18 protein-coding genes are annotated in these 25,508 nt (G+C 72.3%); 10 read left to right on the top strand and 8 right to left on the bottom strand.

The genetic code is table 11. The annotated features are described in order from the left end of the window. The first annotated feature begins 32 nt into the window (after positions 1-32). The 3 genes from ACQPZF_RS22305 (at position 33) to ACQPZF_RS22295 (ending at position 2,844) form a co-directional block, all read left to right on the top strand. On the top strand, positions 33-458 hold the full coding sequence (locus tag ACQPZF_RS22305) for a sugar 3,4-ketoisomerase (RefSeq protein WP_433259943.1): 426 nt from the start codon (positions 33-35) through the stop codon (positions 456-458). Next, positions 455-1,579: a DegT/DnrJ/EryC1/StrS family aminotransferase gene (locus ACQPZF_RS22300; protein ID WP_433259942.1), complete on the top strand. Its 1,125-nt coding sequence runs from the start codon at positions 455-457 to the stop codon at positions 1,577-1,579. Before ACQPZF_RS22305 ends, ACQPZF_RS22300 begins: the two co-directional genes overlap by 4 nt. A gap of 437 nt (positions 1,580-2,016) precedes the next feature. After that, complete coding sequence (locus ACQPZF_RS22295) at positions 2,017-2,844, top strand: helix-turn-helix transcriptional regulator (RefSeq protein ID WP_433259941.1); 828 nt, start codon at positions 2,017-2,019, stop codon at positions 2,842-2,844. Here the strand turns inward: ACQPZF_RS22295 and ACQPZF_RS22290 are convergent. Further along, positions 2,795-3,646: a helix-turn-helix domain-containing protein gene (locus ACQPZF_RS22290; protein WP_433259940.1), complete on the bottom strand. Its 852-nt coding sequence runs from the start codon at positions 3,644-3,646 to the stop codon at positions 2,795-2,797. The genes ACQPZF_RS22295 and ACQPZF_RS22290 overlap by 50 nt on opposite strands. A 542-nt stretch (positions 3,647-4,188) precedes the next feature. On the opposite strand from ACQPZF_RS22290, the gene ACQPZF_RS22285 reads away from it, so the two are divergent. Continuing rightward, on the top strand, positions 4,189-5,814 hold the full coding sequence (locus ACQPZF_RS22285) for a glucose-1-phosphate thymidylyltransferase (RefSeq protein WP_433259939.1): 1,626 nt from the start codon (positions 4,189-4,191) through the stop codon (positions 5,812-5,814). 125 nt (positions 5,815-5,939) lie between these two features. On the opposite strand, the gene ACQPZF_RS22280 is transcribed toward ACQPZF_RS22285, so the two are convergent. The 3 genes from ACQPZF_RS22280 to ACQPZF_RS22270 are packed head-to-tail and all read right to left on the bottom strand — an operon-like array spanning position 5,940 to position 10,118. Beyond that, the gene (locus tag ACQPZF_RS22280; protein ID WP_433259938.1) at positions 5,940-7,688 is read right to left on the bottom strand and encodes a (2,3-dihydroxybenzoyl)adenylate synthase; all 1,749 of its coding nucleotides are present in this window, start codon (positions 7,686-7,688) and stop codon (positions 5,940-5,942) included. Beyond that, complete coding sequence (locus tag ACQPZF_RS22275; protein WP_433259937.1) at positions 7,685-8,821, bottom strand: nucleotide disphospho-sugar-binding domain-containing protein; 1,137 nt, start codon at positions 8,819-8,821, stop codon at positions 7,685-7,687. The genes ACQPZF_RS22280 and ACQPZF_RS22275 overlap by 4 nt, the downstream gene beginning before the upstream one ends. Before the next feature lie 52 nt (positions 8,822-8,873). Next, positions 8,874-10,118 (bottom strand): cytochrome P450, encoded by a 1,245-nt coding sequence (locus ACQPZF_RS22270; RefSeq protein WP_433259936.1) that lies wholly within the window; start codon positions 10,116-10,118, stop codon positions 8,874-8,876. 191 nt (positions 10,119-10,309) lie between these two features. Between ACQPZF_RS22270 and ACQPZF_RS22265 the strand changes: the two genes are divergently transcribed. Together ACQPZF_RS22265 and ACQPZF_RS22260 are read left to right on the top strand one after the other, a co-directional pair. Beyond that, on the top strand, positions 10,310-10,957 hold the full coding sequence (locus ACQPZF_RS22265) for a winged helix-turn-helix transcriptional regulator (protein ID WP_433259935.1): 648 nt from the start codon (positions 10,310-10,312) through the stop codon (positions 10,955-10,957). Between the two features lie 190 nt (positions 10,958-11,147). Further along, a complete protein-coding gene (locus ACQPZF_RS22260) occupies positions 11,148-11,804 on the top strand; it encodes a TetR/AcrR family transcriptional regulator (RefSeq protein WP_433259934.1) in 657 nt (218 codons plus the stop codon). 5 nt (positions 11,805-11,809) lie between these two features. On the opposite strand, the gene ACQPZF_RS22255 is transcribed toward ACQPZF_RS22260, so the two are convergent. From ACQPZF_RS22255 to ACQPZF_RS22240, 4 genes are read right to left on the bottom strand one after another with little or no spacing between them, the layout of a single operon-like run. Then, positions 11,810-13,417, bottom strand: a complete 1,608-nt coding sequence (locus ACQPZF_RS22255; RefSeq protein ID WP_433259933.1) for an acyl-CoA carboxylase subunit beta — start codon at positions 13,415-13,417, stop codon at positions 11,810-11,812. Between the two features lie 9 nt (positions 13,418-13,426). Continuing rightward, positions 13,427-13,882 carry a flavin reductase family protein gene (locus tag ACQPZF_RS22250; RefSeq protein WP_433274658.1) on the bottom strand — a complete coding sequence of 152 codons (456 nt, stop codon included), beginning with the start codon at positions 13,880-13,882 and terminating at the stop codon, positions 13,427-13,429. Positions 13,883-13,934: 52 nt separating this feature from the next. Continuing rightward, positions 13,935-14,378 carry an acyl-CoA thioesterase gene (locus tag ACQPZF_RS22245; protein ID WP_433259932.1) on the bottom strand — a complete coding sequence of 148 codons (444 nt, stop codon included), beginning with the start codon at positions 14,376-14,378 and terminating at the stop codon, positions 13,935-13,937. A gap of 1 nt (position 14,379) precedes the next feature. After that, positions 14,380-20,118 carry a type I polyketide synthase gene (locus ACQPZF_RS22240; protein WP_433259931.1) on the bottom strand — a complete coding sequence of 1,913 codons (5,739 nt, stop codon included), beginning with the start codon at positions 20,116-20,118 and terminating at the stop codon, positions 14,380-14,382. A gap of 384 nt (positions 20,119-20,502) precedes the next feature. Between ACQPZF_RS22240 and ACQPZF_RS22235 the strand changes: the two genes are divergently transcribed. The 4 genes from ACQPZF_RS22235 (at position 20,503) to ACQPZF_RS22220 (ending at position 25,507) form a co-directional block, all read left to right on the top strand. Then, positions 20,503-21,459 carry a hypothetical protein gene (locus ACQPZF_RS22235; RefSeq protein WP_433259930.1) on the top strand — a complete coding sequence of 319 codons (957 nt, stop codon included), beginning with the start codon at positions 20,503-20,505 and terminating at the stop codon, positions 21,457-21,459. Positions 21,460-21,469: 10 nt separating this feature from the next. Continuing rightward, a complete protein-coding gene (locus ACQPZF_RS22230; RefSeq protein ID WP_433259929.1) occupies positions 21,470-22,525 on the top strand; it encodes a DUF1702 family protein in 1,056 nt (351 codons plus the stop codon). Between the two features lie 81 nt (positions 22,526-22,606). Next, the gene (locus ACQPZF_RS22225; protein ID WP_433259928.1) at positions 22,607-23,581 is read left to right on the top strand and encodes a DUF1702 family protein; all 975 of its coding nucleotides are present in this window, start codon (positions 22,607-22,609) and stop codon (positions 23,579-23,581) included. A gap of 3 nt (positions 23,582-23,584) precedes the next feature. Continuing rightward, complete coding sequence (locus ACQPZF_RS22220) at positions 23,585-25,507, top strand: FG-GAP repeat domain-containing protein (RefSeq protein WP_433259927.1); 1,923 nt, start codon at positions 23,585-23,587, stop codon at positions 25,505-25,507. The last annotated feature ends 1 nt before the right edge of the window (position 25,508 follow it).

The raw sequence follows: 25,508 nt of genomic DNA, 5'->3' as shown, positions 1-25,508 counted from the left end.
GGAGGCGAGATGCCGACTGTCCCTGGATCGCCATGAAGCCGAAGACAGCGGGCGGTTACCGGATGGTCGTCCTGCCGCAATTCACCGACCTGCGGGGCAGCCTCGGCGTGATCGAATCCGGCAAGGAGATCGGATTCGTCGTCCGACGGGTGTATTTCATGTACGGCCACCAGTTGGGCGCGGCCCGGGGCGCGCACGCGCACCGGAGCCTGGAGCAGCTCGTGGTGGCGCTGGCCGGGCGGTTCGAGGTGCTGGTGGACGACGGCAGGCGGCGGGCCGAGTACCGGCTCGCCGGGCCGGACCGCGCGCTCTACCTCGGCCCGATGGTCTGGCGGGAGATGCGGAACTTCTCCGCCGACTCGATCTGCCTGGTGCTCGCGTCGCACAGCTACGACGAGGACGACTACTGCCGTGATTACGACGGATTCCTACGCGAGGCGCGGGGTGATGACTGGTGAAGGTGCCGTTCTTGGACCTGCGGCACGGCTACGCCGAGCTGCGTGCCGAACTCGACGCCGCCTACCAGCGGGTGGCGGCCTCCGGGTGGTACGTCCTGGGGCCCGAGCTGGAGCGGTTCGAGGCCGAGTTCGCCGAGTACAGCGGCGTCGGGCACTGCGTCGGGGTGGGCAGCGGGCTGGACGCGCTGACGCTCACCCTGCGGTCGCTGGACGTGGGGCCGGGTGACGAGGTGATCGTCCCGTCGAACACGTTCATCGCCACCTGGATGGCGGTCGTGGCGGTCGGGGCGCGGCCGGTGCCGGTCGAGCCGGACGAGCGCACGTCCACCATCGACCCGGCCGGCGTGGAGGCGGCGATCGGCCCGCGCACGGCGGCGATCGTGCCCGTCCACCTGTACGGCCAGCCGGCCGACATGGACGCCATCGGCAAGCTCGCCGCCCGTTACCAGCTCCCGGTGGTCGAGGACGCGGCGCAGGCGCACGGGGCGCGGTACGAGGGCCGCCGGGCGGGCGGGCTGTCCACCGCCGCCGCGTTCAGCCTGAACCCGGTGAAGAACCTGGGCGCCTGGGGCAACGCCGGCGTGGTCACGACCGACGACGCCGCGATCGCCGCGAAGGTGCGGCTGCTGCGCAACTACGGGTCGCGGGTCAAGTACCACCACGAGGTGCTGGGCACCAACTCCCGGCTGGACGAGCTGCAGGCCGGCCAGCTCCGGGTCCGGCTGCGCCACCTGGACGAGTGGAACGCCCGCCGGCGCGCGTCGGCGGCGACGTACACCGCCGGGCTCGCCGAGGCGGCCGGCCTGGTGCTGCCGCACGTGCCGGAGTGGGCGGAGCCGGTCTGGCACCTCTACGTGGTCCGCCACCCGCTGCGGGACGCGCTCCAGCGACACCTCGCGGAGGCCGGGATCGGCACGCTGATCCACTACCCGGTGCCGCCGCACCGCTCGCCCGCTTTCCGGGACCGGGGGTGGCGGCCGGGTGCTTTTCCGGTGGCCGAACGGCTCGCCGGGGAAGTCCTCAGCCTACCCCTCAATCCACACCTGTCCGATCGGGAGGCGCACGCGGTGGTGCGGGCGGTGGAGGCGGCGGCGGACGCGTGCCGGGTGCCGCCGGGTTAACCGGCGCGGCTACTCCGCGCAATCCGCCTACCTGCGGCTTCGTCCTGCCGAACGGTCCCGGCGGGAACCCCCGAAGGTACGCCGGAAATGCTCATTTCACGCGTTGCGCATTGGATGTGGCCGGTGGTACGTTGGCCTCGTCGGGGCCGGAGCACAATTATCGGTGGCGCTCGGAAAAATCCGGGTGAGAGGTTGTTCTGAGTACGTGTCGGTTATTCCTGGGGGATGCCGCACGATTCGCACTGGGGATTTGTCCGACCCGCGGGCCGATTCGGCCGGGCGGGGTCGGACCCGCGAGGGTGCGGGTAGCGGTGAGAACTTCGCCGAAGGTGTGCTCGGCACCGGGTGTTTCCACTTCGCGGGCGTCCCGGCGCCCGCGCGGACGGCGAGCCGCGCGGGCGCCGGGACGCCGGGCGCGCAGACCTGGGGAGGGTTCGATGGGGGACGATGTCGAGCAAGCGGTGATCAGGGTCATCGAGTCGCTGCGCGGGCGGCTCGGCGACCAGATCACCATCGATGACATGGCCCGGATCGCGACGTTCAGCAAGTTCCACTTCACGCGGGTCTTCCAGCGCGTCACCGGCGTCTCGCCGGGGCGGTTCCTGCTGGCCATGCGGCTGGAGGAGGCCAAGCGGCTGCTCATCTCGACGTCCCTGACGGTCACCGAGATCAGTCACCAGGTCGGCTACTCCAGCGTCGGGAAGTTCAGCTCCCGGTTCACCGACAGCGTCGGCATGTCGCCCAGCGCGTACCGGCAGCTCGGCGGCTACCTGGCCGAGGTGCCGCCGGACCGACCTCGACCGCCCGGCCTGCGGTACGCCACGATCCGCGGCCGGGTCAGCGCGCCCGCGGACGGCGAGTGCGGACTCGTCTTCGTGGGGTTGTTCCGCGACCGGGTGCCGCAGGGGCGGCCGACCACCTGCGCCGTGCTCGAACGGCCCGGACCGTTCGTGCTGGAGAACGTGCCGCCGGGCGCCTGGTACGTGCTCGCGCACTCCGTGGCCGCGGATCGCAACGAGGTGATCCGCAGCCCTTCCGACGCCGGGCTGTTCGTGGCCTCGCACGGCAGCATGACCGTGCACCCCGGCAGTTGCGTGTCGCCCGTGGAGTTGCGGCTCCAGGCCAAGCGCACCCTCGATCCTCCCGTGCTGCTCGCGCTGCTGGACATCCGCCGCCTGCGGACGGCGGCGGTGTCCGCGGGCGGCTTCGAGCCGGCTAGCCCGTTTCCGGCCAATGCCTGCCGTCACCATAGGCACCCCGCCTGATCGCGGAACGGACCGGAGCCGGCCACTCCGGCCCGTCGTGCGCGTCGGACCGCCCCAGCAGGCGCAGCGCGGTCCGGCGGGCGTCCAGCAGCGCGATCAACACCGGCGGGTCCATCACCTGCATCGACCTGAGCCGCAGGGTCATCGGCTTGGCCATCTCGCCGGAGCGGATCTCGATCGGACCAAGCGCCGCCACGGTCGGCGGGCGGCCGTCCATCCGGGCCTCGTCGCCCGGTTGGACGCACTGCGCGAGGAGGTACCAGCGGCCCTGCGGGACGTTCTCCAGTTCGAACGGCCCCGGCCGGCGCAGCACCGCGCACTTGGCCGGCGTGCCCTGGGGGAGGGTGTCGGGGAAGACGCCGATGAACACCGGCCCCGCCTCCGGGTCGGCCCCGGCCGGGAGCACCTCGCCGCGGATGACCGCCGTCCGCCGGCCGGACCGCCGGAGGTCGTCGGGGATGTCGGGTGCGAAGCCGCCCGTGTCGCGGTAAGCCGTGGGTGACAGCCCGACGCTGCTCTTGAACCGCGCGCTGAACGTGCCCGCGCTGTTGTAGCCGACGATGTAGGTGATCTCGGTGACCGACAGCGACGTGGTGAGCAGCAGCTTCTTCGCCTGCTCCAGCCGCACCGCCGAGAGGAACCTGCCGGGGGAGATGCCGGTGGCGTTCTTGAACACCCGCGTGAAGTGGTACTTGCTGAAGCTCGCGGTCCGCGCCATGTCGTCGATCGTGATGCGCTCACCGATGTTGCGGTAGATGTTCTCGATGACGCGCTTGATGCTCTCTTCCGCTTGTCGATTCATTGCTGGTAAATCCCCCATGTTGGACGTGGACGCCTGCCGGGTCGACCCTGTTTTTCCGGTGGTGCTCGGCATCAGTGGCAGTTCACATCGATTCCCGACCTCCGTCCGGCACTTGTGCTCGGGGCTGCCGGTAAAGCAGCACCCTTTTGAAGCTAGCCGCTGCGGAGAAGGTGGCACCGTGAGGATGTTGCTCCGACAACGCAATCTCTGTCATTGACTTGGCCGGGCCGGTCGACTATTTGCGTACGCGCGGGCGGCGGGTCGGTCGGGGCGCGGATGATACACGCGGGAGGTTCCCGTGCCAGGTCCCTTCGGGTGGGCTTGAGGTCACGGACAGCGTTCGCGGCGAATCACCCGAGTGGCCGCCGGAGGGGCCGGCGGGAGCCGGATCACAACATTCTCAAGGATGCCGGCGGCGCGCGGCGGGTCGCACGATGGGACGCGTGAGAAGCGCGCACACCGCGCGCCGGAGCCACCTGGTCGCGACCGAATCGGATGGTTCGGCAAATGCCCGGCACGGCGGATCGAAGGCGGTTCGACACATGAAAGCCCTGATACTGGCGGGCGGGATCGGAACCCGGCTCCGGCCGTTGACGTATTCGACGCCCAAGCAGCTCGTCCCGGTCGCCAACAAGCCGGTGCTGGAATACGTGATCGAGGACGTCCGAAAGCTCGGGGTGACCGGGATAGGCCTCGTGGTGGGCGACCACGAGGCGGAGATCGCCGCGGCGATCGGCGACGGCTCGCGGTTCCGGACGCCCATCACCTACCTGCGCCAGCACGCGCCGCTCGGTCTCGCGCATTGTGTCCGGCTGGCCCGGCCGTTCCTCGGGGACGACGATTTCGTGATGTACCTCGGCGACAACCTGCTGCCGGACGGCTGCGCGGAAGTGGCCGAGGAGTTCCGCGTCCGGCGGCCCGCCGCGCAGCTCGTCGTGCAGCGGGTGGCCGACCCCAGGGCGTTCGGGGTGGTCGAGCTGGACGGCGCGAACGGCGTCCGGCGGGTGGTCGAGAAGCCCGAACGGCCGCCGAGCGACCTGGCCATGATGGGGGTCTACTTCTTCACCAAGGCCATCCACGAGGCGGTCGCCGCCATCACTCCGGGCAAGCGCGGCGAGCTGGAGATCACCGATGCCGTGCAATGGCTGATCTCGCACGGCGCAGCGGTGACGGCCAGTGAGTACAAGGGGTACTGGCGGGACGCCGGGCGCGTCGAGGACATCCTGGAGTGCAACCGCGAGCTGCTCGGCAGGCTGCGCCGCCGGATCGCGGGCGAGGTGGACGCCGCGAGCGAGGTCGTCGGCCAGGTCGTCATCGAGCCGGGCGCCCGCGTGGTGGGCTCGCGGATCGAAGGGCCGGCGATCGTCGGCGCGCGGACGCTGGTGGAGAACACCCGGCTCGGGCCGTACGCCTCGGTCGGCCGCGACTGCGTGCTGCGGGGCGCCGGCGTCGACGACTCCATCGTGCTCGACGGGGCCGCCATCTCCGGGATCGCCGGCATCCGGGACTCCCTGATCGGCCGGTCCGCCGTCGTCGGCGCGCGCGTCCGGCGGACCGCGGGCCGGGCCCGCCAGCGGTTGGTGGTCGGCGACCACACGCACCTCGAACTGGCCGTGCCGGGTCGCGGCACGGTCGAACCTGTTCCGCCATCACAGTCGAAGGACGGTCAGATGACAGCGATCCCCCAGGGCGACCTCCGCCTGCTGGACACCGATGTCGCCCAGCGCCTGCTGCACTCCAAGGAAATGGCCCGCGTGGCGTACGTGGCGGGCGACGGCACGCCGCGGGTCGTCACCGTGATGTTCAACTGGAACGGCAGCGAGTTCGTCTTCTCGTCGTTCCGGGGCGCGTACAAGATCAAGGACCTCCAGGCGCGGCCGGACGTCGCGGTCACCATCGACCGGAACGCGTTCCCGCCGGAGATCCTGCTGCTGCGCGGGAAAGTGGAGATGACCGAGATCGAGGGGGTCACCGGCGACTTCGCGGCGGCGAACTACCGGTACGGCGGGCAGGAGTTCGGCGGTTCGCGGCTGTCCGAGGTCGACCACCCCGGCGTGCAGATGGTCCGCATCGCGCTCAAGCCGACGTGGGTCGGGATGCTGGACTTCCGGACCCGCTTTCCCCGTGGCCGGGACGCCGACCAGTTCAGCCTGCGCGGCCGGGACTGACGAGGCGTCCGCCGGATGCCCTGTCCCTTCGTGGGGACAGGGCATCCGCGCTGTTCGGGCTGTGTTGTCCGGGCTGTGTTGTCGGGGGCTGTGTTGTTCGGAGCCTGTTGTGGGCGCGGTGCCGGTCAGGCCGTCGACCGCTGGCGCAGGTCGGCCCGCAGCGCCCGCTTGTCGGGCTTGCCGACGGCGGTCACCGGCAGTTCGTCCACCACGACCAGCCGGGCGGGCAGCTTGAACGACGCCAGGCCGGCGCGCTCCATCGCCGCGCGGACGTCCGCGAGTTCCACGGCCCTGCCCGGCCGGAGCACGAGGTACAGGCAGACCTGCTCGCCGAGGTCGCGGTCCGGCATCGCGACCGCCGCGGCCTGGCGGACGCCGTCGAGCCGGTGCGCGAACATCTCGACCTCCGCCGCGGCGATCTTCTCGCCGCCCCGGTTGACGACGTCCTTGTCCCGGCCCTCGACCACCAGGTTCCCGTCCGGGCGCAGCCGGACGACGTCTCCCGTGCGGTACCAGCCGTCACCGACGAACGCCTGCTGGTTCAGCTCGTCCGCCCGGTAGTAGCCCCTGGTCGTGTAAGGCCCGCGGGTGAGCAGGGTGCCGAGTTCGCCGGGCGGCACTGGTTCGCCCGCAGGGTCCACGACGAGCAGTTCATCGTCGGGTGAGACGGGCCGTCCCTGGGTGTGCCGGACGACCTCGGCCGGGTCGTCCGGCCGGGTGAGGCAGAGCAGGCCCTCCGACATCCCGTACACCTGCTGGAGGTCGCAGCCCAGGTCCGGCCCGATCCGGCCCGCCACCGCGTCGGGCAGGTGGGCCGCTCCGGACTGGAGGAGCCGCAGCGACGACAGGTCTTGCCGTGCACCGGCCCGGCGGTGGTCCAGCCACCGCTGGATGACCGTGGGCACGGCGGAGGTGATGGTGACCCGTTCGGCCTCGATGGCGTCGAACGCCTTGGCCGGCGCGGACGAGCCGAGCACCACCGCCCGGCCGCCGGCCAGCAGGGTGCCCAGCACACCGGGCCCGAGCAGCGGGAAGCCGTGGCCGAGCGGGAGGACGGCGAGGTAGACGGAATCCCGGTCGACCCCGCACACCTCCGCCGCGCGCCTCATCATGTAGGCGAGGTCGTCGTGCGTGCGGGGGATGACCTTCGGCGTCCCGGTGGTTCCGCTCGACAGCAGGAACAGCGCGACACGCGGTGCGGTATCGGCGGGCGCGTCGAATGGCGGCGCCCCGTCACCGGCCGTCGGGTCGTTGTTGGTCGACGTGTGGTGTCCTGGCCGGGTGTGGGCGGGTGCGTCGAGTGCCGGCGGGTTGTCGTCGGCCGCAGGCCCGGTGTCGGTGGGCGCGCAGAGCGTCCGCAGGTCGATGCTGCCCGCCCGGAGGTCGTCGCCCAGCACCACGACGTGCTCGACGGCGGGTGTGCTGTCGGCGATCTCCCGGTACATCTCCTCCAGGTCGAAGTCGTCCGCCCTGGCCGCCCCGATCAACGCCCGCGCTCCCACGTGCCCGGCGACGGCGGCGATCTCGTGCCGCCGGTTGCCGATCGGCGCGAGCACGGGCAGCACCCCCGACCGCAGGCAGGCGACCAGCACGACGACCATCTCCCAGCAGTTCGGGAGCTGGAGCACCACCCGGTCGTCGGGGCGCAGGCCGAGGTCGCGCAGGCGGAGCGCCGCGCCGTCGGCACGGGCCAGCAGGTCGCGGTAGGTCAGCCGCTCGCCGCCGTCGACCAGGCAGACCGCGTCGGGCGTGGCCACCGCCACGACGTGCAGGCGTTCGCCGAGGGTGCGACCGGTCCAATAGCCCCGTGCCACGTAGCGGGCTGCGGTGTGCGGCGGCCACGGGGTGACGCCGGTCCGGCTGGTGGTGGTCACGGCACTGTTCTCCTTTGCGGTCGGGGCCGGGCGAAATCGACGATCTCGCCGACCAGGTCGGAGGGGGTCGGCAGCCGTTCCATGTCCTCGCGCAGCCGCTGTGCGGCGGCACGCAGCCGGACGTCGTGCGCGAGGGTGGTCAGGAGGTCCGCGTCGACCTGTCCGCTCGCGCAGGTGAGGCCGCAGCCGTAGTCGTGCAGCGCCTCGGCGTTGAAGTGGTAGTCCGCGCCGTCCGGCACGACGAGTTGCGGGATGCCGGCGGCGATCGCGCTGAACATCGTGCCGGGACCGCCGTGGTGGACGATCGCCGTGCAGGTGCGGAGCAGTTGGTACAGCGGGAGCCACCCGACCACGCGGACGTTCGGCGGCAGCACGCCCAGCCGCGAGGCCGCTTCCGCGTTCATGGTGAGCGCGAACTCGGCGCGCGTCTCCGCGGCGGCGTCGAGGATGTGCGTGAACCGGTCCGCGCCGGACCGGTGCGGCAGCGGGACGCCCAGCGAGATGGCGATCCGGGGCGCACCCGGCGGCTCGAACAGCCACGGCGGCAGCAGCCCGCCGCCGTTGTACGGGATGTACCGCATCTGCCAGTCGGACTTGCCGGGCCCCATCAGCCCGGCCGGGCCGACGTCGAGCTGCGCCGTCCTGGCCGGCAGGTCCACGCCGTGGTGCTCGAACGCCTCCGGCGCGTTGGCGCGCACGAGTTCGGGGGAGTACCGCGTCAACGCGTAGTTGTGGCTGACCGCCGGCACGCCCAGGACCGCGGCGGCGACGTAGCCCGCGTTGTAGACCGGGTCCACGACGACGAGGTCCGGCGCGCAGCGTTTCGCTTGCGCCACAACGTGGTCGTGCGGACCGTCCCAGACCCGGACGGCGGCCGGCTGCAGCGCCGCGCGCTCGGCGGCGGTCAGGTGCGCCGCCGACGTGAACAGCTCGGGGTTGCCGGTCAGCTTGCGGGAGAACGCGTCCGCCTCGCTCTCCGCGTCCACCACCGGCAGGCCGGCGTTGCGCACCTCGACCGCGCCGAGCCCGGCCAGGAAGGTCACCTCGTGACCGGCGTTGCGCAGCGCCCAGGCCAGCGGGACCATCGGGAACGCGTGGCCGATCGCGGGCAGCGGGATGAAGAGAATCCGCATCGTCGTCCTTCCCACCGGGTCCGCATCGTCGTCCTTCCCGCCGGGGAAGTGGTCACCAGGTCACCGGGAGCCGGTCCAGGCCGTGGACATTGCCGTCGTGGAATGGCAGTTCTTCGGCCGCCACGGCCAGTTTCAGGGTCGGTATCCGCGCGAACAGCGTCCGGTACACGATTTCGAGCTGGGCTCGGGCGAGATTCTGGCCGAGGCACTGGTGCACGCCGAAACCGAAAGCCACGTGCCCCCGCGCGCCCCGGTCGAAATCCAGCGCGTCCGCGTCGGGGAACGCGTCCTCGTCCCGGTTCGCCGACGCGAACCCGACGAGCAGCCCGTCACCCGCGCGGATCGGCACACCGCCGACCTCGGTGTCCGCCTTGGCGACCCTGGGCATGGTGTCGACGATCGCCAGGTAGCGCAGCAGCTCCTCGGCGACGGCCCCGGCCGCCACCGGGTCGGCCACCAGGTCCGCCGGCCGGTCGGTGCGGTCGAGCAGCAGCGCCACGCCCAGCGCGAGCATCGACGTGGTGCTCTCGTGCCCGGCGGTCATCAGCAGCATGCCGAGCCCGACCAGCAGGTCGTGGTCGTAGAACGGGTCCTCGCGGTCCCGCTCGACCAGCTTGCCGAACAGGTCGTCGCCCGGCGCGGCCTCCTTCTCGGCGACCAGGCGGTCGAGGTAGCCGCGCAGCTCGCCACCGGCCCGTTGCCGCTCCTCGGGGGTGGCGGACCGCTGCACGAGCGTGGTGCTCTGCCGCACCACGAAGTCCCGGTCCCGGTCGGGCACCCCGAGCAGTTCGCACAGCACCATGGACGGCACCGGCATGCACAGCGCGGCGACCAGGTCCGCGGGCCGGGGCCCGGCGAGCAGTTCGTCGATGCGGCTGTCCACGTGCCGCTGGATGCGCGGGCGCAGCGCCTGGATCCGCCGAGCGGTGAACTCCGTGGTCAGCAGCTTCCGGGGAATGCTGTGCTCCGGTGGATCGAGGCCGATCAGCGAACGCCCGACGGCCGCGATCGCCTGCCGGCTGCGCGGCGTGACCGGTTCGGTCATCGGCAGGTTCGGGTGACCCCGGTCCGCGCTGATCCGGGGATCGGTCAGCACGGCGCGGACGTCGTCGTACCGGGTGACCAGCCAGGCTTCGCCGCCGTCGGGCACGCGCACCCGCGTGACGGGGCCGCCGGCGCGCAGTGAGCGGTACTCGACGGGCGGTTGGAAGGGGCAGGAGCGCGGCAACGGGAAATCGATCGGGTCGGCGTCCGGTGGCGAGCCCACCGATTCGATCAGGGTGCTGCGGCCGTCCATTGTTCCCCTTTCGCCACGTGGTCGCGCCATTCGCTCCGGACGCGGGTGCGGTTCATCGTCACGCCCGCCGGCGGGCCGGCTCATCTCGCCGATTGCGGGATTCCGCGCATGGCCCGAGAAAGCGCGCGGTGCGGGCCGCCTTGTGCCGTCGGGGGGGCGGAGATTCGCCGATACGCCAGTACTCTGCGGTTGTGCACCTTCGACGCCGATACGGTGATGGCTGCGGTATCGCGCAGGCGTTGGACGTGGTGGGGGAACGCTGGGCCCTGCTGATCGTCCGCGACCTGGTACTGGGGCCGAAGCGGTTCACCGACCTGAAAGCGGGCCTGCCGGGAGCCGGTCCGAACATCCTGACCAGCCGCCTCCGCGACCTGGAGGCGGCCGGCGTGGTGCGCCGCCGCACCCTCCCGCCGCCCGCCGGGTCCAAGGTCTACGAGTTGACCGAGTGGGGCGCGCAACTCGACCCGATCCTCAGCCGGTTGGGGGCCTGGGGTATCCGGTCGCCCGTGGTCGCGCCGGACGGCGACCTCGGGGCGGACTCGGTGATGCTGGCGCTGCGCAACGCTTTCGTGCCCGGTGGTCCATCGTGGACCGCACGTTTCGAGTTCCGCCTGGGGCCGGACCGGTTCACGGTCCGCGTCGCCGACGGTCGGCTGGCCGAGGTCAGCCGGGGACTGCCCCGCGAACCACCGGCGGCGACGGTCGAGACCGACCCGAAGACGCTGGTCGCGTTGTTGGGCCGGCGACAGACCGTGCCTGCTGCGATGACCGCCGGCGTGCTCGCGATCACCGGCGACCCCCGCGCGGTACAACGCCTGTTCGACGCCGCCCGCACGTGACCACGTCTACCACCTCGCCGCTGGGTCACGCCTGCACCGCCACCGCCCTCCACCCGTGGCAGGGCATCGGTCGCGCAAGCAAGGAGATGCGGGGCCGGCGCGTCGCCGATGAGACTGCGGGCACCGAACTGTGAGGTGGCCGGATGCGTCCTGCTCGTGTGGAGATACCGCAAACCCGTCCGGATCGTCGTTGAGCCCCCGGAAAGCCGATCCGAACGCGCGCCCCGTGCTGGTCGACATCGCCGCGCGCCTGCTGGCCGAGCAGGGACCGCGGGCGCTGTCGGCACGGCGGATCGCGGCCGAGGCGGGCACGTCGACCATGGCCGTCTACACCCACTTCGGCGGCATGAGCGGGCTGGTGCGGGAGATCGTGCACGAAGGGTTCGCGCGGTTGCAGCGGCACATGACGCGGGTTGCCCGGACCGGCGACCCGGTGGCCGACATGGCGCTGCTCGGCCGGGCGTACCGGCACAACGCCACCGCGAACCCGCACCTGTACGCCGTGATGTTCGGCGCCTCGACGCTCGCCGGCTTCTCGCTGTCCGAGGACGACCGCCAGCACGGCCGCTACACCTTGGCCGCGGTGGTCGAGTGTGCCGCCCGGTGCATGGCGGTGGGTCGGTTCCGGCCGGGTGATCCCGAACTGGTGGCCCACGAGATGTGGACGGCCACCCACGGCCTGGTCACCCTCGAACTCGGCCACTACCTGATCCAGCCCTGGGACGCCGACCGGTGTTTCGAGGCGCAACTGGTCGGCCTGATGGTGAGCGCGGGCGACACCCTGTCCACCGCCACGGACTCGGTCCTGGCCTCCGCGCGGCGGCTCCCCGTGGTGGTCGGGGTGTGACCCGTTCACAGCGGCACGTTGCCGTGTTTCCGGGCCGCGCGGTGTGTCCGCTTGTCGCGCAGCATCGCCAGCCCCCGCGCCACGGCGATGCGGGTCTGCGCGGGGTCGATGACGTCGTCCACCAAACCGCGTTCCGCCGCGTAGTACGGGTGGACGAGGTGGTCGGCGTACTCGCCGATCAGCCGGGACCGCAGGTCGGCCGGGTCGGTCGCGACCGCCAAGTCCTTGCGGTACAACACGTTCACCGCGGCCTCCGGGCCCATCACGGCGATCTCGTTGCTCGGCCACGCCAGCGACAGGTCGGTGCCGATGGACCGTGAGTCCATCACGATGTACGCCCCGCCGTACGCCTTGCGGACGATTACCTGCACGCGGGGGACGGTCGCCTCGCAGTAGGCGTACAGCAGCTTCGCGCCGTGCCCGATGATGCCCTCGTGCTCCTGCCCGACGCCGGGCAGGAAGCCCGGCACGTCGACCAGGGTCACCAGCGGAATCCCGAACGCGTCGCAGAACCGCACGAACCGGGCCGCCTTCCGGGCCGCCGGGATGTCCAGCACACCGGCCGACACCAGCGGCTGGTTGCCGACGACGCCGACCACCTCGCCGTCGATCCTCGCCAGCGCGCAGACGATGTTGCGCGCCCAGTCGGCGTGCGTCTCCAGGAACTCGCCGTCGTCCACCAGCTCGGCGACCACCGCGCGCATGTCGTACGGCCGGTTCGGCTCGGCCGGGACGATGGTCGCGAACGCCGGCCGTTCGTCCGACGCCGCGTCACGGGACGCGGTGCGCGGCGCGGGCTCCAGGTTGTTGGAGGGCAACAGGGACAGCAGGTAGCGGACGTCCTCCAGGCAGCTCTCCTCGTCGTCGTGCACGAACGCGGCCACGCCGGACCGCGCGCCGTGGACGTCCGCGCCGCCGAGTTCGGCGTGCGTGACCCGTTCCCCGGTCACCGCGCGCACCACGTCCGGCCCGGTCAGGTACATCTGCGCGATGTCGCGGACCATGAACGTGAAGTCGGCCAGCGCGGGGGAGTAGGCCGCCCCGCCCGCGCACGGTCCGAGCACCACGCTGATCTGCGGGACCACGCCGGACGCCTCGACCTGCCGGCGGAAGATGCCGCCGTAGCCGTCCAGCGCCGGCGCGCCCTCCTGGATGCGCGCGCCGCCGCTGTCGTTCAGCGCGATGATCGGCGACCCGGTGGCCAGCGCGAGGTCCATCACCTTGTGGATCTTCGCCGCGTGCGCCGCGCCGAGCGAGCCGCCGAGGACCGTGAAGTCCTGCGCGTACACGAACACCCGCCGCCCGTCGACGGTGCCCGAGCCCGCGACCACCCCGTCGGTGGGCGGCCCGAGCGGCGGCAGCCGCATCCCGGCCCCGTGGTGCCGTCGGAACAGCTCGACCTCCACGAACGACCCCTCGTCCAGCAGCAGGTCCAGCCGTTCCCGCGCGGTGCGCTTGCCCAGCTTGTGCTGCCGCCCCGGGTCGCCGCCCCGGGTGGCCGCCGTCCGGCGGCGGGCGTGGTCGTCACGCAGCGCGTCCATGGACCGGACGCGCTTGTGCCCGTTCGGCCGAGGCGCCGCCACCGGGACGAAGTCGGTCTCCACCGTGCTCATCGGTTCCCCTCACCCGGCCACTTGGTGGAAGCCGCCGCCGAAGAACACCAGCGCCTTGTCCCCGTCGCCGCGCCGCAGGCTGAGCACTCTGCCGAGGAACACCGAGTGGTCGCCCCCGTCGTGCGACTCGGCCAGCTCGCATTCCAGCCACGCCAGCGAACCGGTCAGCAGCGGCGCGCCGGTGTGCGCTCCCGGTTCCCATTCGACGGCGTCGAATTGCGCGAGACCGGCCGGCCGCCGTTTGTCGGAGAAATAGCGGGCGATGCCCTCCTGGTCCGCGCCGAGCACGGACACCGCGAACCGCCCGGCGGTCACGATGGCGGCGTGCATCCGCGCGGTCCGTGCCACGCAGCACAGCACCAGCGGCGGTTCGAGGGACACCGAGGTGAACGCGTTGGCGGTCATGCCGTGGCAGCGCTCCCCAGCCGCGGTGAGCACCGTGACGCCGGTCGCGAACCGGGACATCACCTCCCGCAGCGACGCCTGTTCCCGGATCGTCCGGCCGTTGTCGATCACGTCACCCTCCCACGACCGGACGGCGGCTGTACGGCGCGAGCGCCGCCCGCAGGTCCTCGGGCACCCTGGCCGGCACGGTCTCCGTGTTCGGCCCCCGCATGCACGCCACCCGCTGCACCCCGCGCGCCACCAGGACTTCCAGCCCGTGCCGCAGGTGCACGTAGTCGAAGCTGAACTGGATCTGGGTCTGGGTCAGCTCGTCCAGCCGCATCCGCACGGACAGCTCGTCGAACGCCGTGATCTCCGCGTAGAACTCGCACTCCACCTTGAGGGTGAACAGCTTCAGGTCGTCACGGAGGTCGGCGAGCACGCCCGGCGCGTGGTCCCGCAGGAACAGCTCGCGGCACCGGCCCTGCCAGCGCAGGTAGTTCACGTAGTAGACGTTGCCGACCAGGTTGGTCTCCTCGAAGCCCACGGTGTGGCGGATCTCGTAGTACTCCGGCATGTCAGTCCCTTCCCACGAGCACGGCGAAGACCAGCGGATCGGGTCGCCCGTGCACCCGCGTCAGCCGGGTGGCGACCTTGGCGTCGCCGGCGGACAGCACCGTCCAGCCGTCCGGGAGCACCCGGTCCACGGTGAGCGCCTGGCTGGTCGAGCCGGTCTTGCGCAGGCACTCCACCGCGCACCACACGCGGGTGCCCGCCACGGCGGCGTCCTCGCCGTCCGCCACCAGCAGGTCGCGCACCGGCAGCGCGGACGGGCCGAGCAGCGCCGCCCAGTCCGCCGCGCTCCGTGCGACGACGGGCTCGACGTCGCAGGCGAGCCGGCCGGCGCCGACCACGGCGAAGGTCAGCCCGCCGCCGTGCGACGAGGAAACCGTGTGACCGCCGTCGATCTCGGGCTTGCCGTCCGGGCGGTGGCGCACCTCGGTGGGCACGCCGAGCGCGCGGCTGACCGCGAGTGCGGTCTGCGCGCGGCGGTCCGCGTTCGCCGGATCGGGCTCCACCACCACCCGGCGGCTGCCGCCGAGCACCTGTTCCAGTGAACGCTCCACAATGGACGAAAGCAGCGAGGGAACCCACGGCCCGGAGCCATCCTGCTTGCGGACCGCGCGCAGCCGGAGACCTTCCCAGCGTTCCACCAGTTCGCCGGACGGGGTGCGCAGGTCGACGTCATAGGTGTAGCTGTCGCCGTCCTGCGACCGCTCCCGCGCGTCCAGCACGACGTGGTCGGTGTCCTGATCGGCTTGGGCCAGGTACAGCCGGTCGACGCCCTCCGGCAGCAGGGTCGCGTCCGGGACGCAGCACTGGATGGCGTGCATGGCGGTGTCCCGGACCCCCGGATCGGCCAGCACCCGGTGCTGGGGCAGGAAAGCCGCGAACCACGGCACGGACGAGGCGGTGGACACCTCGGCGATCGCGTGCCGGGCGCTGACCTGTCGGTAGGCGCGCAGCCGCCGGAACCGCCCGCTCTGGAACAACATCCCGCCGTACAGCTCGGTCCGCGGGTCGACGGGGACCGGCGGCAGGTCCGGCAGTGCCGCGGCGGTGTCCGGAATCGGGCGCGCGGCCCGCAGCCGGGCACGGAAGTGATCCGCGCCGAAACCCGTCTCGGCGCTGCGGATGACGACGTCGACCGCGTCCGGGGCGGTCGCCAGCGCGGCGATCCGGATGGTCGTGGTCTCGCCGGGGCGGACCACGATCGGCCGCAGGAACTCCGCGTCCTCCAGCACGGGCGGCTCGTCGCGCCCGGTCAGCGCCGCCGCGACCTGCGCCATGGCCTCCATGCCCAGCACGGCGGGGAACAACAGGTCGCCGTCCAGCAGGTGGTCTTCGAGGTACGGGTCACCGCCGGTGGACAGGTCTGCCTCGGTGATCAGCTCGATGCCGGGGTAGTGCGCCACCACCCGCTCGGTGAACCGGCGCAGCGGCAGGTCCGGCCGCTCCACCCGCACCGTGGGCAGGCCGCCCGTCCGGCCGCTGATCACCAGCACCGGCCCGGCGGACGGGTCGGCCAGGATTCGGCGCAGCACGGCGATGCCCTGGTCCGCCGAGATGGGGGTGATGCCGTCGCGGGCCAGCGCTTCGACCACGCCGAGCCGTTCGCCCATCCCCGCGCCGGACCACACCGACCACTCCAGGGCGAGCGCCCGCGCCTGCGGGTGCTCCCGCTGGAACCGCACGGTCAGCTCGGACATCCGGTCGTTCGCGGTGGCGTAGTGCGCCTCACCGCGCAGACCGGCCCGGCCGATGACGCTGCCGAGCGTGACGAGCAGCTTGATCCGGTCGCGGTCCACCGCGTCCAGCACGGCGTTGAGGCCGGCGGTCTTCGGCGCGAGGGTGCGCCGGAACGACTCGGCGGTGAGGTTGGCCAGCGCGGTGGGCTCGTTGCGGCCCGCGCCGTGCAGCACGGCCGTCACCGGCCCGAGTTCCGCGGCCAGCTTGCCCACCGCGACCGTGACCTGCTCGGCGGAGGTCACGTCGGCGCGCTCGTACCGCACGTCCACGCCGGCGGCGTCCATCCTGGTCAGGTTGTCGGCCAGCTCGCGGTCCTCCGCCGGGTCGGACCGGCCGAGCAGCGCGAGCTTCGCGCCGGAGTCCAGGGCCATGGCCAGCGCGCACTCCGCCGTGATGCCCTTGCCGCCGCCGGTCACCAGCAGGACGTCCTGAGTGGTGAGCGGAGTGCCCACCGGCGCGGTGTCGGCCAGCGGGCGCAGCACCGGCACCGTCCGGACGCCGCTCTCGTCGTACCGGACCTCACTGAACCCGGTGGTCGCGACGGCCTCGGCGACGACCCGGGAAACGGCGTCCCGCAACGATGTCCGCTCCGCCAGGTCCACGACGGTCGTGTGGACCGCCGGGTTTTCGAGGTGCAGCGTCCGGGCCAGACCGGCTGCGCCCAGGCGGTGCTGCACGAGGACGAACCGGCTGCCCGCCACCGCCTCGCGACCGGCTGCGACGATCACCTCGACGTGGTCCTCGCCGTCCGGCGGCAGGTACAGCAGCACGCCGTCGCCGATACCCGCGTGAGCCAACGCGTCCCGCAGCCTTCCGGCCGACGGGTGGCCGTCCGGCGCGTGAACCGTCCACTGCGCAGGTGCATGACCGTCCACAGTGGATACCGGTGTGGCCTGCTCGACGTACTCCACCGAGAACGGCCGCACCCAGGGCGCCACCCCGGGGACTTCACCGGCAGCGTTGTCCCCGTGCTGTTCCGTCTCCGCCAGTTGGTCGATCATGGCGGCCAGCTCGCCCAGGCTCACCGTGGCGAAGTTGGGGGTGGCGACGAGCGCCGGCCGGTCGAGTTCCCGGCTGACCTGGTTGACGATCTGGCCGACCGTGATCGAGCTGAGGTGCAGGTCGTCCAGCGGGTGCGTGTCGGCGTGCACCGTCTCCAGCGGCAGTTCGACCCGTTCGGCGGCGAGGGTGCGGAGCAGTTCCAGCGTGGAGGTGCCGGTCGGGGCGGCGGCGGACGGTGCGGTCGGCTCGGTGAGCGTGACCAGCCCGGCATCGGACGCCGGGGCCGTCTCGCACGGGCTGGCCAGGAAGGTGAACCCGCCGTCGAGCGGCAGGGGCCGGACTACCCGGTCGCTGAACAGGGCGGTGGTGTCGACGGGTGCGCCGAGCGCGTACGCCGCGCCGATCGTGCCCAGCAGGCCGGCCAGCGACGGGCTGTCGAAGTCGACGGAGACCACCGGCCGGTCCGGCGCGATCTGGCGCACCAGCCCGGCGAGCACCCGTCCGGGGCCGACCTCGACCGCGAGATCGGCGTCGCCGACCGCCTTCGCGGCGGCCTCGTGGAACCGCACCGGCCACAGCACCTGATCGCGCAGGAGCATCCGCAGGTCGGCGTCCGGGGTGAGCACGTCACCCGTCACGGTGGACACCACGGTCCGCGTCAACCTTCCGAAGTGGAGTTCCGCGAGCCGTTCGACCATCGCGTCCGCGGCAGGCCGGACCAGCGGCGAGTGGAAGGCGTGCGAGACGTTGATCCGGGTCGCCGGAACCCCGTCGGCCGCGGCCTTGTCGCACACCCGCCGCACGGCGTCCTCGGGACCGGAGATCACGGTCTGCTCCGGCCCGTTGTACCCGGCGACGACCACGGGCTCTCCCTTGGCCAGCCGCCTCGTGCGCTCCGGACCGGCGGCGAGGCCCGCCATCGTCCCGCCGCCCCGGCTCGCCCGCGCCATGATCTCGCCACGGGTCGCCGCCAGCCGCAGGAGCTGCGCCCCGCCCATCGCGCCGCCCCAGGACAGCGCGGTCAGCTCGCCGAGGCTGTGCCCCACGGCGACGTCCGCCCGGATGCCGAGCGAGTCCAGCAGCCGGGACGACGCCAGCGAGCCCGCGACGATCCTCGGCTGCGCGACCTCCGTCGCCACCTGGTCGCCCTCGGTCGGCACGTCCGCGCCGCGGAACGTGTGGTCGGCGACCGCGAACCGGCGGCGCACCGCGCTCACCCCGCCCCGCCCGGAACCCTGACCGGGGAACAGGAACGCGATGCGCGGCGCGGCCGTGCGCCGGTCGAGGAAGACGCCGTCCTCGGCGTTGAACAGCGCGGGCTGCCCGGCGTCGAGGGCGTCGAGCACGCGGGTCAGCTTGCGGTGCGCGTCCTCGGGACCGGTCACCACGAGCGCGGCCCGGAATCGTCGTCCGGCGAGTTCCGTCGCCAGCGCGGCGGCGAGGTCCGCCAGTTCGGCGTAGGACAGCCGCGGCACGAGATCCGCGACCCGTTGCACGCGGTCGCGCAGCTCGGCCGCGTCGCCGCCGTCCAGCATCAGCAGTTCCGCGTCCTGGCGGCCGGCGACCATCGACACGGCCTTCGGCGGGAGGCTGTCACGGCGTTCCCGGCCGGGGGCCTGCTCGATCGCGATGTGCGTGTTGATCCCGCCGAACCCCATGGCCGACACGCCGGCCCGCACCCGCCCGCCGTCCGGCCAGAGCGACGCCTCACGGGGCACCCGCAGGGCGGGCGACTCGCCGGACAGCAGGGGGTGCGGGTCGAAGTGGCCGGTGGCGGGCGGGATCACCTGGTGGTGCACGGACAGCGTCGCCTTGATCAGACCGGCGACGCCGGCCGCCGCCTTGGTGTGCCCGAAGTTGCCCTTGACCGTGCTGAGCGCGGCCGGCGGCGCGCTGGGGTCGGCCTCCCGGCGGGCGGCGGACAGCGCGGCGATCTCGGTGGCGTCGCCGATCGCGGTGCCGGTGCCGTGCCCTTCGAAGTAGGAGACCGTCTCGACGCCGTACCCGGCGCGCTCGTAGGCACGGGCGATCGCGAGCCGGTGCCCGTGCGCCTCCGGCCGCGTGATGCCGCCCTTGCCGTCCGACGAGACGCCCCAGCCGGTGATCGACGCGTAGATCCGCGCGCCCCTGGCGATCGCGTCCTCCTCGCGCACCAGGACCAGCACGCCCGCGCCCTCGCCGGGCCAGAACCCGTTGGAGCCCTGGTCGTAGACCTTCATCTCACCGGTCGCGAGCGCGCCGGTCTTGGCGAACCCGATCACCTCGAACGGGTCGATGGACAGGTCCACGCCGCCCGCGAGCACCGCGTCGACGTCGCCTTCGACGAGCTGCCGCGCGGCGGTGGCGACGGCCAGCAGGGAGGACGAGCACGCGCCGTCCACGGTGTACCCGCCGCCGCCGAAGTCGTAGTGGTTGCAGATCCGGCCCGCGATGGTGTTGGACAGCCCGCCGGCCAGCGAATCCTCGTCGATGGGTGGGAACGGGGCCTTGTACTGGACCTCCAGCTCGCGGAGGAAGGCGCCGGTCTCCTCCTCGCCCCAGCCCTTGGCGGCGAGCGCCGCGGCGACCGTGCGCCGGACGTAGGGCCAGCGCAGCCGCATCAGGTTCGCCCGGGTGAACTCGCCGGTGAGGCTGTTGCCGATGACCACGCTGGTGCGCGGACCGGGCAGTCCCGCGCCGTCCGGGAAGCCGGCGTCGGCCAACGCCTGCGACGCCACGTCGAGCGCGAGCCAGTGCGTGAGGTCGGTCGCACGGTACGTGCTGCCCGCCACCTTGTGCCGCACCCGGTCGAACTCGAAGTCGCGCAGCACGGCGGCCTTCGCGGAGTAGAACCGGTCCGGCGCGGCCGGGTCCGGCGAGAAGTAGTCCGCGTGGTTCATCCGCTCGTCCGGCAGCCTGCGGAACGCGCGGCGGCCGGCCAGCACGTTCTCCCACAGCTCGTCGGGGGAGTCCGCGTCGGGGTACCGGAGGCCCATTCCGACGATCGCGATCCGCGGGCCACTCATTCGCCACCACCTTCCGGGACGGGCTGTCCGGTCGTCGTGCATTCCGGATCGACCTGTCGACGTCCTTTTTCGGTGATCGCCAGCCTGCCCGCACCGGCGTGACAAGTCTTCTTCCGGTGTGCGGCGAATGGCATAACGGTGTGATTTCCCGGCCCCGGGTATTCCGGGGTAATTAAATATCGGTGTTATGTAAGCATCCGGAACTATCCGGTATCAATCAGGGACGACGTGCTATCAAATATTAACCAGGGTGTACCGGAGAACAACCCGGTCGCCGACTGGTCCTTTCGGGGAGGGGGATTTCTCGGATGATGCCGTCCTGTCCGCCAACCGGTCCGGACCGCGTGCCGCGCTGTTAGCTTGAGCCGGAACCGGGGAGGTCCGATGGGGAACACGAGTCTTTCGGAGAGCCCGCCGCGGGGGACGTCGGCGTTGGTGAACGGCGCCTTCCCCCGCCGCCGGGGACTGGTCGTGCTGCTGGCCGGGATCGCCGGATTCCTGCTGACCGTGGTGTGGTCGGCGGAGTTCGTCGACTCGACGATCGGCGACACCGTGGCCGACACCCTGCTCGGCCACGACGCCAAGGGGACGCCGATCGCGGGCGTGGCCGCCGGCATCGCGTTCGCCTTCGTGTCCGGTCTGGCCGGCACGTTCACCGCGTGCAACATCGCGGCGTTCGGCGCGGTCGCCCCGATGCTCGGCGCGTCCGGCAGCAGGCTGAGCCGGCTCGCGCACACGCTGCGGCCGTTGGCCTGGATGGCGCTCGGGATGCTCGTGGTCTCGGCGGCCTACGGGGTGGTCGTCGGCCTGGTCGGCACCGACCTGCCGCAGTTCTCCACCGCGCCGTCCGGGCCGGGCCTGTCCGCCCGCGGCATCCAGTCGATGGTGGTGTTCGGCCTGATCGGGCTGGCCATGCTGTACCTCGGGCTGGCGTCGCTGGGCCTGGTGCGCGACCCGTTCGCCCGGATCTCCCGGCGCTTCCCGCAGGCTCCGATGGTGTTCATGGGCGTGCTGATCGGCGGGTTCCTGATCGGCCGGCCGTTCGCCCTGTTCCGCAAGATGTTCCGGGACGCGGCGGAGAGCGGCAACCCGCTCTACGGCGCCGCCGCCTTCGCCCTCCAGTCCATCGGCAACATCGTGGTCATGGCGGTGCTGTTCCTGCTCCTGGCCGGTCTCGGCGGGCGGCTGCACCGCTGGCTGGCGGCCGATCCGCGGCGCGTCACCGTCATCACCGCCGTCGCGCTGATCGCGGCCGGCGTCTTCACGTTCCTGTACTGGGACGTCCGGCTGCTCGCGCGCCGCGACATCATCCCGTGGTACCCGACCGCGCCGTGGGCGTAGGGGAGTGGGCATGCCGACCGTGCTCGGATCGCTGCGCAGACTGGTGATGGCGCCGTCGCTGGCCGACGTGACGTTCGGCGGGCGCGGCTTCCCGGTCACCCCGACACCCGCCACCGACCGGCTGGAGGCCATCCCGCAGGCCGTGGTCTGCGGGTTCGAGTGGGGCATCGACCGGCGTGACCAGTGGGAACTCGAACGGCGGCTCGCCATGGTGCGGCCCGACGTCCTCGGGTTCGCCTACGAGGGCGCGACGATGGCCTGCACGATCCTGGACGCGATGCGCGGCGGGCGGGGCGGCAAGACCGCGGCGCTGCTCAACGGGTCGGGCCGGCCGCACATCTTCCTGGCGTACATCGGGATCGGGTTCGCCATGGCCCGGCTGCCACGCCCGCTGTGGAAGCGGGTCCTGCCCGAACTGGACTCGCCGTTCCACCCCACGATGAGCTGGCTCGCGGTCGACGGCTACGGCTTCGACCTGGCCTACTTCCACACCCGGCGCTGGGTGGACGAGCAGCGGGTTCCCGCGCCGTACCCGTGGCAGGGGCGTCCCGACTACTTCCCGCGCGCGGTGGACCAGGGCATCGGCCGGGCGCTGTGGTTCATCCACGGCGCGCGGCCGGACGCCGTCGCCGACGCGGTGCGGCGGTTCGCCGCCGAGCGGCGGGCCGACCTGTGGAGCGGGGTCGGGCTGGCCGCCACGTTCGCCGGCGGGTGCGACGCCGGGGGTTTGCGTTCGCTGCGCGCCGCCGCCGGCGGGCACCAGGCCGAGCTGGCTCTCGGAATGGTCTTCGCGGCCAAGGCGAGAACCTACGCGGGTTTCGTGCCGGACCACACCGAAACCGCCGCGCGAGCCTTCGGGGAACTGTCCGTCGACGCCGCCGTGAACCTGGCCGACGCCACCGCCGTGCCCGCCGTCAATGCCGCCCCGAAACCGGCCGATACCACCGCTGTGCCCGGCATGTCTTCGGCCGACGCCACCGCCGACGTGCCCCAGGTGCCGCCGTACGAGCTGTGGCGACGGAATATCCGCGCGCATTTTCCGGTCGGCACCCAATCCCGCTCTTGACCGCACGAATGAAGTAGCCCGCCCGTCGGAAGTGCTGTGATGATGGGTTGACCTGATATCCGGGCTACGGAGGCGAGCATCTTGGGAGCTGGCTGGCGCGCGCTCAGACGCCGAATTCTGACGCCGAATGTCTCGGCCACCCGACTGGACGTCCGCGGGTTCCAAGAAAAAGACCCGGCCGCCCGCGAACTGCTGGAGACGGTCGGCCGGATGTTCCTCGCCGGATACGCGCACGCCGCCGAGGCGCGGCGGCCGGCCGACGCGGAAACCGCACTGGAGCAGATCCCCGTCCGATTCCGCGGCTTCGCCTACGAAGGCGCGGCGATGGCGTTCACCGTCCGGGACCGGTTGCCGCTGGGCGGCGGCGACCACCTGGCGGGGCTGCTCGCCGGGCGGGGTGACGCCCACATCTACATGGCCTACATCGGCATCGGCTGGGCGATGGCCCGGCTGCCCCGGTTCCGGTGGCCGAGCGCCGACCGCCTCGACCCGTTGCTGCGCTGGCTGGTGCTCGACGGGTACGGCTTCCACCAGGCGTACTTCAAGACCGCCCGGTACGTGCACGCCCAACACGTCGAGCGGGACTTCCCGTGGCCCGCCGGCGACCGGTCCGGCTACGCCCTCCGCGCCATCGACCAGGGCATCGGACGCGGGATGTGGTTCGTCGGCGGCACCGACGCCCGGCGGGTCGCGGCGATGATCGGCGGGTTCGCCGAACACCGGCGCGCCGACCTGTTCGCGGGAGCCGGGCTCGCCGCCACCTACGCCGGCGGGGCGGACGAGGAGGAGCTGCGCGCGTTCCGCGAGCTGGCAGGCGAGCACGGCCCGCAGGTCGCCCAGGGCTCCGCGTTCGCCGCCGAGGCACGGCTCCGGGCCGGCCTGGTGGTGCCGCACACCGAGCTGGCGACCCGCGTGTTCTGCGGCCTGGAACCGGCCAAGGCCGCGCAGATCACCATCGACACCCGCCCGGACGGGCCGGTGCACGGCGAGCTGCCCGCCTTCGAGGTGTGGCGGCGGCGCATCGCCGACGAACTCGTGACTCTAGGGAGGTACTAGCCGATGACCACCATGGTCGGCTGGTCGCGCCGGCAACTGCCGGGCATCATCGCGTTGGTCCTGGTGCTGATCACGTTCCTGGTGGCGCGGGTGCCCGCCTCGTCGGCGGAGGACACCACGCGCCTCGCGGGCGGCTACCGGTTCGAGCCGGTGTCGGTCGCCATGCCGAGCGGCTTCCGGCAGCAGGAGGTCCGCCGGGTCAACCAGGACTACCGGCACATCGACGCGTGGATCTCGTCGGTCGGCGCGGCCATCGCGATGAACGACGTGGACGGCGACGGGTTGGAGAACGACCTGTGCGTCACCGATCCCCGGATCGACCGGGTGGTGGTGACACCCGTGCCGGGCATCGGCCCGACGCGGTACGCCCCGTTCGCGCTCGACCCGGAACCGCTGCCGATGAACGACCGCATCGCGCCGATGGGCTGCCTGCCCGGCGACTTCAACGAGGACGGCGAGATCGACCTGCTGGTCTACTACTGGGGCCGCACGCCGATCGTGTTCCTCGCCCGCACCGGCGGCACGTCGCTGTCGCAGGGTTCCTTCACCCCCACCGAACTGGCGCCCCGCAACGGCGGCGCCGAGTACGACGGTCCACAGTGGAACAGCAACGCCGTGGCGTACGACGACTTCGACGGCGACGGGCACCAGGACCTGCTCATCACCAACTACTTCCCGCACGGCCCGGTGCTCGACGACCGGGTCAGCGGCGGCGTCGCGATGAACTACTCGATGTCCGACGCGCAGAACGGCGGTGAGGACTACTTCTTCCTCTTCGAGTCCGCGACCGACGACTCGGTGCGCTTCCGGCAGGTGGACGACGCGCTGCCGACCGACGTCTCCAAGGGCTGGGAGCTGGCGGCGGCGGCCAACGACCTGGACGGCGACGCGCTGCCGGAGCTGTACCTGGCCAACGACTTCGGCCCGGACCGCCTGCTGCACAACCGCTCCACGCCCGGCAAGCTGAGCTTCGGGCTGGTGGAGGGCGGCCGTTCGGCGGTCACCCCGAAGTCCAAGGTGCTCGGCGCGGACTCGTTCAAGGGCATGGGCGTCGACTTCGGCGACCTCGACGGCGACGGCGTCTACGACCTGTTCGTCAGCAACATCACCACGTCCTGGGGCATCGAGGAGAGCAACTTCCACTTCCTGGGCACCGCGGAGGACCAGGCCGGGGTCCGGGCGAAGCTGACCGAGGGCACGCCGCCGTTCGAGGACGTCAGCGGACCCGCGCGCACCGCCTGGTCCGGCTGGGGCTGGGACGTCAAGATCGCGGACTTCGCCAACAGCGGGGAGCCCGCCATCGCGCAGGCCAACGGGTTCGTCAAGGGCGAGGTCAACCGGTGGCCGCAGTTGCAGGAGCTGGCGACGGCGAACGACGCCCTGCTGGCCGACCCGTACTGGTGGCCGAACGTCACCCACGGCGACGACATCGCCGGCAGCCAGCGGCTGCACTTCTACGTCCGGAACACCGACGGCACGTACGCCAACATCGCGCCGCAGCTCGGCCTGGACGTCCCGGTGCCCACCAGGGGCATCGCGACCGGCGACGCGGACGGCGACGGCCGGCTCGACTTCGCCGTCGCGCGGCAGTGGGACCAGCCGGTCTTCTACCACAACCAGGCGCCCGAGCCCGGCGCGTTCCTCGGCCTGAAGCTCGCCCACGACTCCGGCTCGCCGGCGGTGGGCGCGCAGGTGACCGTGACGACCCCCGACGGGCGCAAGCACATCTCGCGCGTCGACGGCGGCGGTGGGCACGCCGGCAAGCGCGGCAACGAGGTGCACATCGGCCTCGGCGACAACGTGTCCGGTCCGGTGCGGACGCAGCTCAAGTGGCGTGACCGCGACGGCCGCCCGCACGAGCAGGACCTCCAGTTGACCCCCGGCCGGCACGAGATCCGGCTCGGCACCCAGGCCAAGGAGAAGTAGC

The organism is Actinosynnema sp. CS-041913, assembly GCF_050942485.1.
Taxonomy (GTDB): Bacteria; Actinomycetota; Actinomycetes; order Mycobacteriales; family Pseudonocardiaceae; genus Actinosynnema.
This window is presented reverse-complemented; position numbering and strand designations above follow the sequence as displayed.

Bases quoted from the DNA above. Each gene is read 5' to 3' on its own strand.
- ACQPZF_RS22305 (WP_433259943.1), top strand. From the start codon at position 33: ATGAAGCCGAAGACAGCGGGCGGTTACCGGATGGTCGTCCTGCCGCAA.
- ACQPZF_RS22295 (WP_433259941.1), top strand. From the start codon at position 2,017: ATGGGGGACGATGTCGAGCAAGCGGTGATCAGGGTCATCGAGTCGCTG.
- ACQPZF_RS22290 (WP_433259940.1), bottom strand. From the start codon at position 3,646: ATGAATCGACAAGCGGAAGAGAGCATCAAGCGCGTCATCGAGAACATC.
- ACQPZF_RS22285 (WP_433259939.1), top strand. From the start codon at position 4,189: ATGAAAGCCCTGATACTGGCGGGCGGGATCGGAACCCGGCTCCGGCCG.
- ACQPZF_RS22275 (WP_433259937.1), bottom strand. From the start codon at position 8,821: ATGCGGATTCTCTTCATCCCGCTGCCCGCGATCGGCCACGCGTTCCCG.
- ACQPZF_RS22270 (WP_433259936.1), bottom strand. From the start codon at position 10,118: ATGGACGGCCGCAGCACCCTGATCGAATCGGTGGGCTCGCCACCGGAC.
- ACQPZF_RS22255 (WP_433259933.1), bottom strand. From the start codon at position 13,417: ATGAGCACGGTGGAGACCGACTTCGTCCCGGTGGCGGCGCCTCGGCCG.
- ACQPZF_RS22250 (WP_433274658.1), bottom strand. From the start codon at position 13,882: ATGTCCCGGTTCGCGACCGGCGTCACGGTGCTCACCGCGGCTGGGGAG.
- ACQPZF_RS22245 (WP_433259932.1), bottom strand. From the start codon at position 14,378: ATGCCGGAGTACTACGAGATCCGCCACACCGTGGGCTTCGAGGAGACC.
- ACQPZF_RS22240 (WP_433259931.1), bottom strand. From the start codon at position 20,118: ATGAGTGGCCCGCGGATCGCGATCGTCGGAATGGGCCTCCGGTACCCC.
- ACQPZF_RS22235 (WP_433259930.1), top strand. From the start codon at position 20,503: ATGGGGAACACGAGTCTTTCGGAGAGCCCGCCGCGGGGGACGTCGGCG.
- ACQPZF_RS22230 (WP_433259929.1), top strand. From the start codon at position 21,470: ATGCCGACCGTGCTCGGATCGCTGCGCAGACTGGTGATGGCGCCGTCG.
- ACQPZF_RS22220 (WP_433259927.1), top strand. From the start codon at position 23,585: ATGACCACCATGGTCGGCTGGTCGCGCCGGCAACTGCCGGGCATCATC.